Source organism: Mycolicibacterium chengduense (assembly GCF_033741155.1).
GTDB lineage: Bacteria > Actinomycetota > Actinomycetes > Mycobacteriales > Mycobacteriaceae > Mycobacterium.
On sequence record NZ_JAWQNH010000008.1, the window covers coordinates 164,220 to 179,306 of the forward strand.

General features: G+C 69.2%; 11 protein-coding genes. 8 read left to right on the plus strand and 3 right to left on the minus strand.

Annotated features, from left to right (window positions below; genetic code table 11):
* Window positions 1–159: 159 nt before the first annotated feature.
* Entirely contained in the window at window positions 160–1,329 is a 1,170-nt protein-coding gene (locus SBI67_RS26775; RefSeq protein ID WP_318983476.1) for a globin domain-containing protein, read from the minus strand.
* On the minus strand, window positions 1,326–1,787 hold the full coding sequence (locus tag SBI67_RS26780; RefSeq protein ID WP_318983477.1) for an RrF2 family transcriptional regulator: 462 nt from the start codon (window positions 1,785–1,787) through the stop codon (window positions 1,326–1,328). Before SBI67_RS26780 ends, SBI67_RS26775 begins: the two co-directional genes overlap by 4 nt.
* A 127-nt stretch (window positions 1,788–1,914) precedes the next feature.
* Between SBI67_RS26780 and SBI67_RS26785 the strand changes: the two genes are divergently transcribed.
* From SBI67_RS26785 to SBI67_RS26805, 5 genes are all read left to right on the plus strand, one after another.
* Window positions 1,915–2,628: an MBL fold metallo-hydrolase gene (locus SBI67_RS26785; protein ID WP_318983478.1), complete on the plus strand. Its 714-nt coding sequence runs from the start codon at window positions 1,915–1,917 to the stop codon at window positions 2,626–2,628.
* 103 nt (window positions 2,629–2,731) lie between these two features.
* The gene (locus tag SBI67_RS26790; protein WP_318983479.1) at window positions 2,732–3,802 is read left to right on the plus strand and encodes a DUF4352 domain-containing protein; all 1,071 of its coding nucleotides are present in this window, start codon (window positions 2,732–2,734) and stop codon (window positions 3,800–3,802) included.
* Window positions 3,803–4,014: 212 nt separating this feature from the next.
* On the plus strand, window positions 4,015–4,890 hold the full coding sequence (locus tag SBI67_RS26795; protein WP_318983480.1) for a phospholipase effector Tle1 domain-containing protein: 876 nt from the start codon (window positions 4,015–4,017) through the stop codon (window positions 4,888–4,890).
* A gap of 82 nt (window positions 4,891–4,972) precedes the next feature.
* Window positions 4,973–5,815, plus strand: a complete 843-nt coding sequence (locus tag SBI67_RS26800; RefSeq protein WP_318983481.1) for a DUF8453 domain-containing protein — start codon at window positions 4,973–4,975, stop codon at window positions 5,813–5,815.
* A 10-nt stretch (window positions 5,816–5,825) separates the two neighbouring features.
* Window positions 5,826–6,545 carry a crotonase/enoyl-CoA hydratase family protein gene (locus SBI67_RS26805; RefSeq protein ID WP_318983482.1) on the plus strand — a complete coding sequence of 240 codons (720 nt, stop codon included), beginning with the start codon at window positions 5,826–5,828 and terminating at the stop codon, window positions 6,543–6,545.
* 89 nt (window positions 6,546–6,634) lie between these two features.
* Here the strand turns inward: SBI67_RS26805 and SBI67_RS26810 are convergent, their stop codons facing one another.
* Complete coding sequence (locus tag SBI67_RS26810) at window positions 6,635–6,949, minus strand: hypothetical protein (RefSeq protein ID WP_318983483.1); 315 nt, start codon at window positions 6,947–6,949, stop codon at window positions 6,635–6,637.
* Window positions 6,950–7,066: 117 nt separating this feature from the next.
* Here SBI67_RS26810 and recC point away from each other — a divergent pair, with 117 nt between their 5' ends.
* The 3 genes from recC to recD are packed head-to-tail and all read left to right on the plus strand — an operon-like array spanning window position 7,067 to window position 15,074.
* Window positions 7,067–10,231 carry an exodeoxyribonuclease V subunit gamma gene (recC, locus tag SBI67_RS26815; protein ID WP_318983484.1) on the plus strand — a complete coding sequence of 1,055 codons (3,165 nt, stop codon included), beginning with the start codon at window positions 7,067–7,069 and terminating at the stop codon, window positions 10,229–10,231.
* Window positions 10,228–13,467 carry an exodeoxyribonuclease V subunit beta gene (gene recB, locus SBI67_RS26820; protein WP_318983485.1) on the plus strand — a complete coding sequence of 1,080 codons (3,240 nt, stop codon included), beginning with the start codon at window positions 10,228–10,230 and terminating at the stop codon, window positions 13,465–13,467. Before recC ends, recB begins: the two co-directional genes overlap by 4 nt.
* Entirely contained in the window at window positions 13,464–15,074 is a 1,611-nt protein-coding gene (gene recD / locus SBI67_RS26825; protein ID WP_318983486.1) for an exodeoxyribonuclease V subunit alpha, read from the plus strand. Before recB ends, recD begins: the two co-directional genes overlap by 4 nt.
* Window positions 15,075–15,087: the final 13 nt, after the last annotated feature.

Consider the following 15,087-nt stretch of genomic DNA (forward strand, 5'->3'; position numbering starts at 1 on the left):
TCGCCGATTCAGTCGCCAAAACGGCAGCGTAATCGGCATCCGCCGGCCCGGGAAGACCCCTTGCGGCCCGGTTCGGCCCAGCCGGACCGCCGAGACTGAAGCAGGGGACGCCGCGCGCCGGATCCCCGTCCCTGGTCTCAGTCTCGGTGGCCGGTGCCGTCACAGCAGCCAGTCGTTGGGGCTGAACAGCTCGCAGTGCACCCGGGTGATGCCGCGGGCGGTCAGCTGATCGCGCACCGCCCGCACAAACCCGTCGGCGCCGCACAGGTACACCTCGGCCCCGTCCGGCAGCTCCACGTCGTCCAGGGACAGGAAGCCCTGATGGGCACCCGGGGTGCCGTCTTCGTACCAGAGCTGCAGGGTGGCGTCGGGCAGCAGGGCCACCAGGTCACGCTGACGCTCCCGCAGCGGATGGGTCTGCGGGCTGCGATCGGCGTGCAAGACGACGACGCGGGTGGCCGGATCGAGCGCCTCCAGGATGCCGATCATCGGCGTGATGCCGATACCTGCCGAGATCAGCACCAGCGGCAGTCCCGGCGCGGGAGCCGGGAGGTCGCCGAACGGCACGGTCACATCGAGCAGATCACCGACGCGAAGGTTGTCCCGGATCCACGTCGACACCTCGCCGACGGGTTTTACCGCGAAGGTCAGCTCACCGCTGCCACCGGTGTTGATCAGGCTGTACTGCCGCAGCTGACGGGCGCCGTCGGGCAGCGTCACGCCGACCGACACATACTGGCCCGCCGCGAAGGACAGCATCTCAGCACCGACCGGGCGCACCGTCAGCTCGATCGCACCGGACGGGTCGTCGACGCGGGACAGCACCTCGGCCCGCCGATAGACGTCCCCGTCGCGCACCCCGGCCTGGGCATACAGCGCGCGCTCCAGGGCGATCAGGGTGTCGGCCATGATCCAGAAGACCCGGTCCCAGGCCTGCGCCACCTCGGCGGTGACGGTGTCGGCGCCCAGCACCTCGACGATCGCGGCGAACAGGTTGTCGTGCACCACCGGGTACTGCTCGGCGACGATGCCCAACGAGGCGTGCTTGTGCCCGATCCGCGACAGCAGCTCCGCGGGATGCGGCAGATCGGGATCGACCAGATGCGTGGCGAACGTCGCGATGGAGGCCGCCAGCGCCCGTTGTTGCGCGCCTTGGGCCTGGTTGCCGCGGTTGAACAGGTTGCGCAGCAGCTCGGGATGGTTGTCGAACAACCGCCGATAGAAGGCCTGGGTGATGGCGTCGATATGCGCGCCGATCAGCGGCAACGTGGCGGTGACGATCTCGGCGTGGGCCGGGTCCAGCTCTTGGGTCTCGGTGGTGATGGTCATCGGGGTTTCCTTTCCAGGGCTATTTCGAGGGGTAAAGAGATGACGGGCAGCAGGGCACTGCCCGACAGGTGGTCGATGGTGTAGCCGTCGAGCTGGCGGTAGAAGGCCTCTTTGGCCTCGGCGAGCACCCGGCGCAACCGGCAGGCCGGGATCAGGGGGCAGGGCTGGGCACCGCCCGTGCAGTCGATGACTTCGGCGTCGCCCTCCAGTTGGCGCACCAACCGGCCCAGCGAGGCGTGCCGCCCGGCGTCGGTCAGTTCGAGTCCGCCGACCCGACCCCGGCGCGCATGGACCATGCCGAGTTCGGCCAGCCGTGCGACGGCCTTGGCGATGTGGTTCTCGGAGGCGTCGGCACCCGCGGCGATGGTGCGGGTGGTGATGCGCCGGCCGTCGCTGTCGGCGGCGGCCAGCAGCATCATGGTCCGCAGTCCGAGATCGGTGAACCGGGTGAGCTGCATGCGACAGACGCTAGTAATTCCGCATTTTGCGTGCGACATTTTCCGCTGTGCGGTTAAACACCTCGTGACATGCGGTTTTTAGACCTGCGGATATCGTCGCTCCGGGCACGAGCCCTACGCTGTGCCCATGTCTGAAGACCGCCTGTACTTCCGCCAGTTGCTGTCCGGCCGCGATTACGCCGCGGGCGACATGATCGCCGAGCAGATGCGCAATTTCGCCTACCTGATCGGTGACCGCGAGACGGGCGACGCGGTGGTGGTGGATCCGGCGTACGCGGCCGGTGACCTGGTGGACGCCCTGGAGGCCGACGGGATGCGGTTGTCCGGCGTGCTGGTGTCACATCACCACCCCGACCACGTCGGCGGTTCGATGATGGGGTTCGAATTGAAGGGCCTGGCCGAACTGCTGGAGCGGGTCAGCGTGCCTGTCCACGTCAACGCCCATGAGAGCGAATGGGTTTCGCGGGTCACGGGGATCGCGCCGAGCGAACTGACCGGACATCAGCACGGGGACAAGGTGGCCGTCGGCGAGATCGAGATCGAGTTGCTGCACACCCCCGGCCACACGCCGGGCAGCCAGTGTTTCCTGCTCGACGGGCGACTGGTCGCCGGGGACACGTTGTTCCTGGAGGGATGCGGCCGGACCGATTTTCCCGGCGGCGACGTCGACGACATGTTCCGCAGCCTGCAGGCACTGGCGGCGTTGGCCGGGGATCCGACGGTGTTTCCCGGTCACTGGTACTCCAGTGATCCGAGCGCTCCGCTGTCGGCGGTCAAGCGCTCCAACTACGTCTACCGGGCAAGCAACCTGGAGCAGTGGCGCCTGCTGATGGGCGGCTGACCTGGCCGACGCGGCCGGACAAAGCCGCGCGGCGGCATCCGGGCTGGGCTATCCTGCGGGGTCACAGCGCCCCTGTGGCGCGTGATGGGGAGGAAGCCCTGCGATGACGACACCGCCGACCCCGGCCGGCTGGTACCCCGACCCCGACGGAACGGGTGGTCAACGGTATTGGGATGGCACGGCGTGGACCGAGCACCAGGCGCCCGCGCAGCAGCAGCCACCGGAACCCGAACCCGTACCCGCTGCACCGGCCGAGGAGCCGTCGTCGTCATGGCCGTCGGAGCTGCCGCCATGGCCGACCGACATGGAAATGCCGTCCTGGGACGAGGCCGCCACCGAGCAGCCCACCTCCGTCGTTCAGGTTCCGCAGGCCGAACCCGCGGAATCCGCGTCGACGGACCCGGCACCCGAGCCGGCTGAGCCGCCCGCTGCCACCGAGCAGGACACCGTCGAGGTGCCGCGGCCCGAACCGGCCACGACCGTGGTACCGACCTACACCCCGCCGCATGCCGAACCGCTACCGACCTACGCCGCGCCGGCCGAACCGACCTACACCCCGCCGCCCGCCGGGCCGGCCGCCGGAAACGGCAACCTGCTCAAGGGCTACCTCGCCGGCGTCGGCGTGCTGCTCCTCGCCCTGATCGCGGTCCTGGTGTACGCGTTCGTCATCCACAAACCGGCAACCAGCCAGCTCAGCCTCCCGGGTACCGCCACGAGCGAGCCGTCCAGCACCGAGGCCACCGCGGCGCCGAGCCCGTCGCAGACCGACATTCCGACCGAAACGCCCGCACCGGTCGCCGGCACGGCTGTCGACGGTGACGTCACCTTCACCTCGAACGGCATCGACATCGGACCCACGGTGGTCGCCCCGGACAACGACCAACTGACCAAGACGGCGACCGGTGAGTTCGTCGTCGTACATCTGACCCTGACCAACAACGGTCAGACTCCCGCGACATTCGTCGCCGACCAGCAGGTCCTCACCGCCGGTGGCCAGACCTTCACCCCCGACACCGAGGCCACGTTCTATCTCGGTGGCACCTCGACGGTGGTGTATCCCGGTGAGCCCGCGAACGTCTCTGTCGCCTTCGATGTGCCGCCCGGGACCGTGCCGGAATCGCTGCAGGTGCACGGCGACCTGTCCAGCGCCGGGTCCGTCCTGCCGTTGAGTTAGCCCCCGGCGGGACACCCGCACCCCGGATGCTGTCGTAGAGATGTCCGCCAAAAAGGGGACAGACGACTGATTCCGAAGCACGGTAGCCTCGCTCTGCCGGATTTCGTCGAACGAGCGATGTTTTTCGGCGGATTCGCGGACTGATGGCCGGCAGGCCGCGTTGGCAGGATCAATCGCTAGTTTCGGTTGTGGCGGAGCCGTCGGGGGTTGCTGTGACGAACATCGTGCTGTGCTTCGGCGAAGAGCGGCCTTCCCACGTCCCCGCGTTGTGCGCCGCACTCGAGGACACCCAGTCGATCTGGTCTCACGACGTCCCGAAGCGGCGACGGGCGGCATCCGACGAGGCCAGGATCGCGATCAGCGCGGGGTACCGGCATCTGCTGCGAGTGTGGGAGCCCGGCGATGAGATATTCATGTTCGGCGCCGGCCGCGGCGCGGCCTGTGCCCAGGCCTTGAGCCGGCTGCTCGGCACCATCGGTGTGCTCGACGGTGAATTGATCGACTACGTGCTCGCCACCTATGCCGTACCGCGCACGCCGCGCAGTGGAGATGACTGGCGCTCCATCGCGGCCGTCGCCGCCGGGTTGACCGAGCAGCCCGACATTGCGGTGCCCGTCCGCTTCCTCGGCTTGTGGGACGCCACCAGCACGCGCGGCACGGCCGGACCCGTGAACGTGATCGAGGGCAGGCACGCGATCGCCATCGACGGCGGGCCGCTGCTGCAACGCGTAGACGGTGTCGAGGAAGTCTGGTTCCGCGGCACCCATCGCGGCGTCCTGACCGACGCGCTGACGCTGGACTGGGTGCTCGACGGCACCCTCCGCGCCGGGCTGCGGGTCGTCGCCGGCCCCGCGCAACCGCTGGGTGGTCGGCACGATGCGCGCGCCCGCGGGCTGCGGCGGCTGCCCAACGCCGCGGCCGTGCACGCCAGCGTCGAACAGCATGTGCGAGCGCACCCGGCGTACTGGCGCCGACTGCCGGCCGAGGTGGTGTGGACCGATACCGAGTGGCTGGCCCGCAACGAACGATTGGTCCAGCACGGGCAGCGGCAGCCCGTGGTCGCTCCGGCCTTGGCCGCCGCCAGCTAGCAATGCCAAAGGTCGTTGTTTACGCAACACTTGGCTAAGCGCTACTGTCCAGAGCGCAATCGGACGAACTGATGAGGGCGCTGTGGAGTGGTTTCGCGATCGATGGACCGATCTGGCCGGCCTGGGCTCTGCGGCCTGGCTAACCATCGCGGCGTGGACGGGCCTGCTGCTCGCGATTGTCGCGCTGATCTTCGTGACCCGCGCGATCAGCCGAAATCGGCAGCTCAAGCGTGACGAATTGCGGCCTCATGTGGTGATGTACATGGAGCCCAGCGCTACCGACTGGCATGTCATCGAACTGGTGGTGCGCAACTTCGGCAAGTCCGCCGCACACGATATCGAGTTCGATTTCGGGACCCCGCTGACCGTGGGCCGCTACGAGGACGCCTACGCCGACGGGCCGCCTGACATCACCGAACTCCGGCTCCCCAGCGAACTCACACAGCTGGCCCCCGGCCAGGAGTGGCGAACCGTCTGGGACTCGGCGATCAGCCGGGCAGAACTCGGCGGCGAGATCCGGTCGCGATTCGACGGCAGCCTGACCTACCGCGACCGTGCCGCGGGCGATAAGGGCAAGCCGCAGGAGTACACGTCGGCCGTGCTGCTCGACTGGGACAGCCTGCCACCTGTCCAACGCCTCGACCTGATGCTCAACCACGATCTGGCCAAACGGGAGAAGCAGAAGCTGGAGCTACTACGCAGCATGCTCACCTACTTCCACTACGCGTCCAAGGAAACGCGCCCCGAGGTGTTCCGGTCCGAGATCGACCGGATGAACCGCGCGGTGCGGGAAACCCAGGATCGCTGGCGGACCCGCCAGGTCGACCAAACCACCGAGCTCGACTTCCCGTGGATCGATGACAAGCGGCCCGGCGGCAGACATCACTCGAGCCCCGCCATCGGAATTCGCAACCACGCTCCGTAACATCCGCTCCATGACGACCCCGGTGAGTTACTCGGTCAACGAATCCGTCGCGACGATCACGTTGGACGACGGCAAGGTCAACGCGCTGTCGCCCGCCATGTTGGCGGCCGTCAACGGCGCGCTCGATCAGGCGGAGGCCGATATCTCCGCGGGCACCGTGAAGGCCGTGGTGCTGGCCGGCAACTCCCGGGTGTTCAGCGGTGGTTTCGAGTTGAGCGTGTTCGCCTCCGGCGACCCCGCGGCCGGGCTGGCCATGCTGACCGCGGGATTCGAGTTGTCGATCCGGGCCTTGAGTTTCCCGGCGCCGATCGTGATGGCGGCCACCGGGCCTGCCATCGCCATGGGGTCGTTCCTGTTGCTCAGCGGGGACCACCGGGTGGGGTCGGAGAAGTCGCGCTGCCAGGCCAACGAGGTGGCGATCGGGATGACGCTGCCGATCTCGGCCATCGAGATCATGCGGATGCGGCTCACCCGGGCCGCGTTCTCGCGTGCCGTGTCCGTGGCGGCCACCTTCTCGAGCGACGCCGCGATCGCGGCCGGCTGGCTCGACGAGATCGTCGACCGTGACGACGTGTTGGGACGCGCGCAGGCGGTGGCGGCCGAGTACGCCGCGACCCTGAACCTGAAGGCGCACGTGGCCAGCAAGGCCAAGGCCCGCGCATCGGCCATCGAGGCCATTCGCGTCGGCATCGACGGCCTGGCCGAGGAATTCGCGCGTACCTTGCAGTAGGGCGCGGCGGGCCAACGGCCAGGGCGGTCCCGCAGACCTATGTACTGATTGCCCGCCTCCGAGCGACTTTTCAGCGACAAGCCCGGGCGTCAGGGCGGCGCCTCCCGGGAGAGCGCGTCCGCGCGGACGAGCAGACCGCGCACGCGCTTCTCGATCCGGTACTCGGTGGCTCTCGGCATCTCCCCGAAGCGGTAGCGGCCGCGGCCCCGGGGCCACACCCTGCCGTGGCCCATCTCCCAGCGCAGCGCGTCGGACACCGTCTTCGACGGCCGGCCGCCGACGTCGAACCCGTTGCGCACCAGCCGGTCGATCAGCTCGGCCACTGTCGCCGGCCCTTCATGGGCGAGCAGCCAGGTCAGCAGGTAGCGCAGCTCGACACCTCGGACCCGTACATACGTGGACATGCCGCCATGTTCGTACGCGCCTCCGACAAGTTCGCCCTGTCGCTGAAATGTCGCTCGGAGGCGGGCATGCGGATACCTGATCCAACCCCCTCCCGCGAGTGACTATCGTGACTCGCAATGGCCCTGCACCTGCACCGCGCCGAGCGCACGGATCTGCTCGCCGACGGCTTGGCTGAGCTGCTGTCCCAGCCACTTCCCGACCCGTTCGCCCAAGAGCTGGTGCTGGTACCCGCCAAGGGGGTGGAACGCTGGCTCAGCCAACGGTTGTCGGACCGACTGGGTGTGTGCGCCGGGGTGCACTTCCGCAGCCCGCGCTCGCTGATCACCGAACTCACCGGCACCGCGCAGAGCGACCCGTGGTCGCCCGACGCGCTGGTGTGGCCACTGCTGGCCACCATCGACGAGAATTTGGACCAGCCGTGGTGCATCACCCTGGCCACCCACCTCGGCCACTTCGAAACCGGTGAGGAACGCGAGCTGCGCCAGGGTCGCCGCTACGCGGTGGCGCGCCGGTTGGCCGGGTTGTTCGCGTCCTACGCGCGCCAGCGCCCCGAACTCCTCATCGACTGGGCGGGCGTCGATGCCGACCTGGCTTGGCAGCCCCCGTTGTGGCAGGCGCTGCTGGCTCGGATGGACACCGACCCGCCGCACATCCGGCACACGAAAGCCCTTGCGACACTGAGGGAGGCACCGTCAGAACAGCTGCCGCAGCGCCTGTCGCTGTTCGGGCACACCCGGCTGGCCGCCACCGAGATCGACGTGCTCGACGCCCTGTCTACCCATCACGACCTGCACCTGTGGCTCCCCCACCCCAGTGACCGCGTGTGGCATTCGCTCACCGCGCACAAGACCCGCATCCCCCGTCGCGACGACACGAGTCATCGCGGCGTCGGCCATCCCCTGCTGGCCACCCTGGGCCGGGATCTGCGGGAGCTGCAGCGCGCACTCCCCACCCCGGCTTCCGACCAATATCTGCCCGCACCAACACATCCCGACACATTGTTGGGCTGGCTGCAGTCCGATATCGCCGCCGACCGGCCTCGGCCCGAAGGCCGGACGTGGCGGCCCACCGACCGGTCCGTGCAGGTCCACGCCTGTCACGGCCCGGCCCGCCAGGTCGACGTGCTACGCGAGGTCCTGGTGGGTCTGCTCGCCGACGACGCCACCCTGGAGCCGCGGGACATCCTGGTGATGTGCCCGGATATCGAGACATTCGCGCCGCTGATCTCGGCGGGTTTCGGGCTCGGCGAGGTGGTCCGCGGCGCCCACCCCGCGCACCGGTTACGCGTCCGGCTGGCCGATCGTGCACTGGTGCAGACCAATCCGCTGCTCGCGGTGGCCGCGCAACTGCTGAGCCTCGCCGGTGGGCGCGCCACCGCCAGTGAGGTGCTCAACCTGGCCGCGACCGCACCGGTGCGCGCACGATTCGGGTTCACCGACGACGACCTCGACGCGGTGACCGCGTGGGTTCGCGAGGCCAACATCCGCTGGGGTTTCGACCAGCGGCACCGCGCCCCCTACGGTGTCGAATTCCTGCACAACACCTGGCGTTTCGGGCTGGATCGGGTCCTTGCCGGAGTCGCGCTGTCCGATGATTCCCGAACCTGGCTGGACACCACGCTGCCGTTGGACGACGTCAGCAGCAACCGCGTCGAATTGGCAGGCCGGTTCGCCGAATTCGTCGAGCAACTGCATCGGACCGTCATCGCACTCAGCGGCACCCGCCCCCTGGCCGAGTGGTTACACACCCTGCTCGACGGGATCGATGCGCTGGCCCACGACGACGAGGACTGGCCACGGGCACAGGCGCAGCAGGAGTTCACCGACATTCTCGACACCGCAGACGGTGCCACGTTGCTACGGCTCAGCGATATTCGCGCACTGCTGGACCGGCGGTTGGCCGGGCGGCCCACCCGCGCCAACTTCCGGACCGGCACGCTGACGGTGTGCACCATGGTCCCCATGAGGTCGGTTCCCCACCGGGTGGTGTGCCTGGTGGGACTCGACGACGGGCTGTTCCCCCGGTTGGGTGTGGTCGACGGCGACGACATCCTGGCGCGCGACCCGATGACCGGTGAGCGCGACATTCGCTCCGAAGATCGGCAGCTGCTGCTGGACGCGATCGGCGCTGCCACCGAGACGTTGGTGATCACCTACACCGGCGCGAACGAATACACCGGGCAGATCCGCCCGCCTGCGGTGCCGGTTGCCGAACTGCTGGACGCCTTGGCGCTCACCTGCTCCGGTGAGATGTCGGTGCTGAGACGACACCCCTTGCAGCCGTTCGATATCCGCAACGTCGAGCCGGACGAAAGCGGCCTGCCGTTCACGTTCGATCCGACGGCACTGACCGCGGCCGTCGCGATGTCCGGGCATCGCGAACCGCGGCCGGTGTTCGTCTCCGGGCCGCTGCCGGCACCGCCGGTCGCCGATGTCGAACTGACCGAACTGATCCGGTTCTTCAATGATCCGGTGAAAGGGTTCTTCCGGGCGCTGGATTACACGCTGCCCTGGGATGTCGACGGCGTGTCCGATGCGATGCCGGTGGCCATCGACGCGCTCCAGGAGTGGACGGTGGGCGACCGGATGCTGGCCGACATCATGGCCGGCTTGACCCCGCAGGGCGCCCAACAGGCCGAGTGGCGACGTGGCACGCTGCCACCGGGCCGGCTGGGCTGGCGACGCGCCGTCGAGATCCGCGACCAGGCGGCCGAGCTGGCCGCCGAAGCGCTTCGGCACCGCACCGCCGAAGCGGCGGTCTTCGACGTGGATGTCGAGCTGGAGCCGGGCCGGCGGTTGACCGGCACGGTGACGCCGGTGTTCGGCAACCGGTTGTCGGCGGTGACCTATTCCAAACTCGATGGCAAGCACCTGCTCGCATCCTGGATTCCGTTGCTGGCCTTGGCCGCTGCGCAGCCGAAGCAATCGTGGTCGGCCGTCTGCGTCGGCAGGCCACGGCGGGGTACGACGCCGCGGATGCAGGTGCTGCAGGCACCGGACGTCACCCTGCCGGTGCTGCGCGACCTGGTCGCGTTGTACGACGAGGGCCGCCGGGCCCCACTGCCGCTGCCGGTCAAGACATCGTATGCGTGGGCAGTGGCCCGTGCGGCCGGCGACGATCCCGAACAGAGTGCCGCGTACCGCTGGAAGAACGAATGTGAGGACAAGGCGATCGAGCGGGTGTGGGGACGCGGCGCCCGGCTCGCCGAACTGACCGGCCTCGACGATTATGCCCAGCGCCTGTGGGTGCCGCTGCTGCGCGCCGAAAGTGGTTCGCGGTGACGACTTTCGACCTGCTCGGCCCGCTGCCCGCGCCGCGATCGACGACGGTGTTGGAGGCCAGCGCGGGTACCGGCAAGACGTTCGCCCTGGCGGGGCTGGTGACGCGGATGGTCGCCGAAGGCGTGGCCAGGCTCGACGAGATGCTGCTGATCACCTTCAGCCGATCGGCCAGCCAAGAACTACGCGAACGGGTGCGCGCCCAGATCGTCCGCGCGCTGGTCGCCATCGACGATCCGGCGCGCGCGTGCAATGACCTGGAACGCCACCTCGCCGCCGCCGACCGGTCGGCGCGGCGATTGCGCCTGCACGACGCGCTGGCCGGGTTCGACGCCGCGACCATCGCCACCACGCACCAGTTCTGCCATATCGTGCTGAAATCCCTTGGGGTGGCCGGCGACAGCGACAGCGGCGTGACACTGGTGGAAAGCCTCGACGAGCTGGTGACCGAGATCGTCGACGATGTGTACTTGGCGCATTTCGGCATGCAGCGCGACGACCCGGTGTTGGGTTACCGGGCCGCACTCACGTTGGCGCGGGAAGTGGTGAACAATCCGGCCACCGAATTGCGGCCGATCGATCCGGAGCCGGATTCGTATGCGGCGGTGTGTCTGGCGTTCGCACGAGATGTGCTGGCCGAATTGGACACCCGCAAGCGGCGCCGGGGCATTCTTGGTTACGACGATCTACTGACCCGGTTGGCGACCGCCCTGGACAGCCCGGGGTCAGCGGCCCGGGTCCGGATGCCGCAACGCTGGCCGATCGTCATGGTCGACGAATTCCAGGACACCGACCCCGTGCAATGGCAGGTGATCGAACGCGCCTTCACCGGGCGGTCGACGTTGGTGCTGATCGGTGATCCCAAGCAGGCCATCTACGCCTTCCGCGGCGGCGATATCGACACCTACCTGCGAGCGGCCGGGACGGCGGGTGACAAGCAGACCCTGGGCACCAACTGGCGCAGTGACGAGGCGCTGGTGCAACGGCTACAGGTGGTGCTGGGCGGCGCGCAGTTGGGCGGACCGGACATCGTGGTGCATCCGGTGCAAGCCCACCACGGCGGGCACCGGCTGGCCGGTGCGCCACACAACGATCCGTTCCGGCTGCGGGTGATCACCCGCGGTAACAGCGGGACGCGGACCTTGCCGATCGACCGGTTACGCGCACACATCGGCAAGGATCTGGCCGCCGATATCGGGGCGCTGCTGACCAGCGGCGCGACCTTCGCCGGAGATCCGGTACAAGCCCGTCACATCGCGGTGATCGTCGAGACCCACCGGGATGCGCGGGCGTGTTTCGACGCCTTGGCCGCCGCCGGCATCCCGGCGGTCTACACCGGTGACACCAATGTGTTCGGTTCGGAGGCCGCGGCCGACTGGCTGTGCCTGCTCGAGGCGTTCGACCAACCGCACCGTACCGGGCTGGTGCGGGCGGCGGCGACCACGGCGTTCTTCGGGGAGACCGCGACAAGCCTTGCCCTCGGCGGCGACGACCTGACCGATCGGATCGCCGCGACGCTGCGGGCGTGGGCGGGCCATGCCCGCGAGCGCGGTGTGGCCGCGGTATTCGAGGCCGCGCAGCTGTCCGGCATGGGCCGTCGGGTGTTGTCCCGCCAGGGCGGCGAGCGGTTGATGACGGACCTGTCGCACATGACGCAGCTGCTGCAGGACACCGCCCACGGCCAGGGTTTTGGGCTGCCGGCGCTGCGGGATTGGCTGCGCAGCCAGAGTTCGGACGCTGCCGGCGCTGCCGGGTCAGCCGAACGCAACCGGCGCCTGGACAGCGACGCCGCGGCCGTGCAGATCATGACGGTGTGGGTGTCCAAGGGGTTGCAGTACCCGATCGTGTATCTGCCGTTCGCGTTCAACCGGTACACCCCGGATCCGGATCCCGTTCTGTACCACGAAGACTCGGCCCGATGCCTGTATCTCGGTGGTGCGACACCGGCGGTGATCCGGGCCGGTAAGGCCGAGGCGGCGGCCAACGACAGTCGTTTGACGTATGTGGCACTCACCCGCGCACAGTCGCAGGTGGTGGCATGGTGGGCGCCGTCGTACTACGAACCCAATGGTGGGTTGTCGCGCCTGCTGCGCGGCCGATCACCCGGCACCGCCGAAGTTCCCGAGGTGTGCGCGCCGAACAAGATCTCCGACGCCGACGCCCTGGCCCGGCTGCGGCTTTGGGAAGAGGCGGGCGGGCCGGTGCTGGAGGAGTCCGTCATCGCGCCGTTCACCACGCCGGCGGCTCCGGTACCCGCCACCGGCCTCGCGGTGCGGCTTTTCGACCGGTCGATCGACACCACCTGGCGCCGCACGTCCTATTCCGGGTTGTTGCGTTCGGCCCAGGAGGCCGAGCCCGCGGGCGTGTCGAGCGAGCCCGAGGTCGCGGAATTGGACGACGAGCTCGCCGAGGTCGCGCTGTCGGCACCGGCGTCGGGCTCCGCGGTGCCCTCGCCGATGGCGGATCTGCCCACCGGTGCCGCCTTCGGGTCGTTGGTGCACGCGGTGTTGGAGACCACGGACCCGTTCGCGCCGGACCTGGCCGCCGAACTGCATACCCAGGTGGTCACCCACGCAGCGCGGTGGCCGGTCGCGGTGGCGCCCGCCGAGGTGGCCGCGGCGCTGGTACCGATGCACGACACCCCACTGGGCCCGCTGGCGCCGGGCACCACGTTGCGCCAGATCGGGTTGCGGGACAGGTTGTGCGAGTTGGACTTCGAATTCCCACTGGCCGGCGAGCACCGCACGTTGGCCGATATCGGGGCGCTGCTGGAGCGGTACCTGCCCACCGACGACCCCCTGGCCTGCTATGCCGAGCGGTTGTCCACCGGCGCGCTGAGCAGGCAGTCGCTGCGCGGCTACCTGTCCGGCTCGATCGACGTGGTGCTGCGGGTGGACGGCCGGTTCGTGGTGGTCGATTACAAGACGAACTGGCTGGGCACCGGGGATGCGCCGCTGACCGCCGCGGACTACGGCTCCGACCGCATGGTCGAGGCGATGGTCCATTCGGACTACCCGCTGCAGGCGCTGCTGTACAGCGTGGTGCTGCATCGTTACCTGTCCTGGCGGTTGCCCGGCTACCGGCCCGACGTGCATCTCGGTGGGGTGATCTATCTGTTCGTGCGCGGAATGTGCGGTCCGGCAACGCCGATGCTCGGCGGTCACCCGGCGGGGGTGTTCAGCTGGCGTCCGCCCGCCGCTCTGGTGGCCGACCTGTCGGCATCGTTGGAGGGTGCATGATCACCGACTTCGAGCCTGCCGATACCCATGTCGCCGACCGGCTGACGGCACTGGCTGGGGAGACCGACGAATCCGTGCGACTGGCGGTGGCACTGGCCGTGCGGGCCCTGCGCGGCGGATCGGTGTGTGTGGATCTGCGGGCCGCGGCGGGCGAGGTCGGTGCCGACGCCGACGCCTGGCTGGACGCCGTTCGGGCCAGCCCGCTGACCGGTTCACCACCGGTACTGCATCTGCTGGGCGACCTGCTCTACCTCGACCGGTACTGGCGTGAGGAACAGCAGGTCTGCGATGACGCCCTGGCCTTGTTGAGCACGCAGCCGGCCGGGCCGGTGCCCGAGGTGGCGAGGTTGTTCCCGGACGGGTTCGACGAACAACGCTCAGCCGCGGATCGTGCGCTGGCGCAGGGCCTCACGGTGCTGACCGGGGGGCCGGGCACCGGCAAGACGACCACCGTTGCCCGGTTGCTGGCGCTGTTCGCCGAGCAGGCGGCGCTGGCCGGACAACCGACACCGCGCATCGCCTTGGCGGCACCCACCGGCAAGGCCGCGGCCCGGCTCCAGGAGGCCGTGCGGGCCGAGGTCGGCCGCCTCGACGAGGTCGACCGCGCCCGACTGACCGGGCTGTCGGCCACCACCCTGCACCGGCTGCTCGGCCCGCGGCCGGATACCTCGTCACGGTTCCGTCATCACCACGGCAATCGGCTTCCGCACGACATCGTCGTCGTCGACGAGGCGTCGATGGTGTCGCTGACCATGATGGCCCGACTGCTGGAGGCGGTCCGTCCGCAGACCCGACTGCTCCTGGTCGGTGATCCCGATCAGCTGGCATCGGTGGAGGCCGGCGCGGTGCTGGCCGATCTGGTCACCGGGCTGGGCGCCGAACACGTTGCCGCACTGCGGACTTCGCATCGGTTCGGGGAGTCGATCGGTGCGCTGGCCGCCGCGATCCGGGACGGCGACGCCGACCGCGCGCTCGAGGTGCTCGACGGCGGCGGCCCACACATCGTCTGGGACCAGACCACCGAGTCGCTGCGCGACGTGCTGTTGCCGCACGCCCTGCGACTCCGGGAGGCCGCGGTGCGGGGTGATCACCGCGTCGCGACGTCGACCCTGGATGAGCACCGGCTGCTGTGCGCCCACCGGCACGGGCCTTTCGGTGTGGCGCAGTGGAACCGGCAGGTACAGCGCTGGCTCACCGAGGCCACCGGCGAACCGATGTGGTCCACCTGGTATGCCGGCCGGCCGGTCTTGGTGACCGCCAACGACTATGGCTTGAAGCTGTACAACGGCGACACCGGGATAACGGTCGCCGCGCCGGACGGATTGCGGGTGGTGTTCGGAGATGCATCGTTCTCGACGAGCAGGCTCACCGACGTGGAGACCGTGCACGCGATGACGATCCACAAATCGCAGGGCAGCCAGGCCGACGAGGTGACGGTGTTGTTGCCCTCGGCGGACTCGCGGTTGTTGACGAGGGAGCTGTTCTACACCGCCGTGACACGCGCGAAGCGGACGGTGCGAGTGGCCGGCTCGGCCACTGAAGTGCGTGCTGCCATCGCCCGCCGCGCCGTGCGCGCGACAGGGCTGGGGCTACGGCTGCGCCAGTAGCGTCTCGGGGCTA

Bases quoted from the DNA above. Each gene is read 5' to 3' on its own strand.
- SBI67_RS26790 (WP_318983479.1), top strand. From the start codon at position 2,732: ATGACGACACCGCCGACCCCGGCCGGCTGGTACCCCGACCCCGACGGA.
- SBI67_RS26805 (WP_318983482.1), top strand. From the start codon at position 5,826: ATGACGACCCCGGTGAGTTACTCGGTCAACGAATCCGTCGCGACGATC.
- SBI67_RS26775 (WP_318983476.1), bottom strand. From the start codon at position 1,329: ATGACCATCACCACCGAGACCCAAGAGCTGGACCCGGCCCACGCCGAG.
- SBI67_RS26780 (WP_318983477.1), bottom strand. From the start codon at position 1,787: ATGCAGCTCACCCGGTTCACCGATCTCGGACTGCGGACCATGATGCTG.
- recD (WP_318983486.1), top strand. From the start codon at position 13,464: ATGATCACCGACTTCGAGCCTGCCGATACCCATGTCGCCGACCGGCTG.
- SBI67_RS26810 (WP_318983483.1), bottom strand. From the start codon at position 6,949: ATGTCCACGTATGTACGGGTCCGAGGTGTCGAGCTGCGCTACCTGCTG.
- SBI67_RS26785 (WP_318983478.1), top strand. From the start codon at position 1,915: ATGTCTGAAGACCGCCTGTACTTCCGCCAGTTGCTGTCCGGCCGCGAT.
- recC (WP_318983484.1), top strand. From the start codon at position 7,067: ATGGCCCTGCACCTGCACCGCGCCGAGCGCACGGATCTGCTCGCCGAC.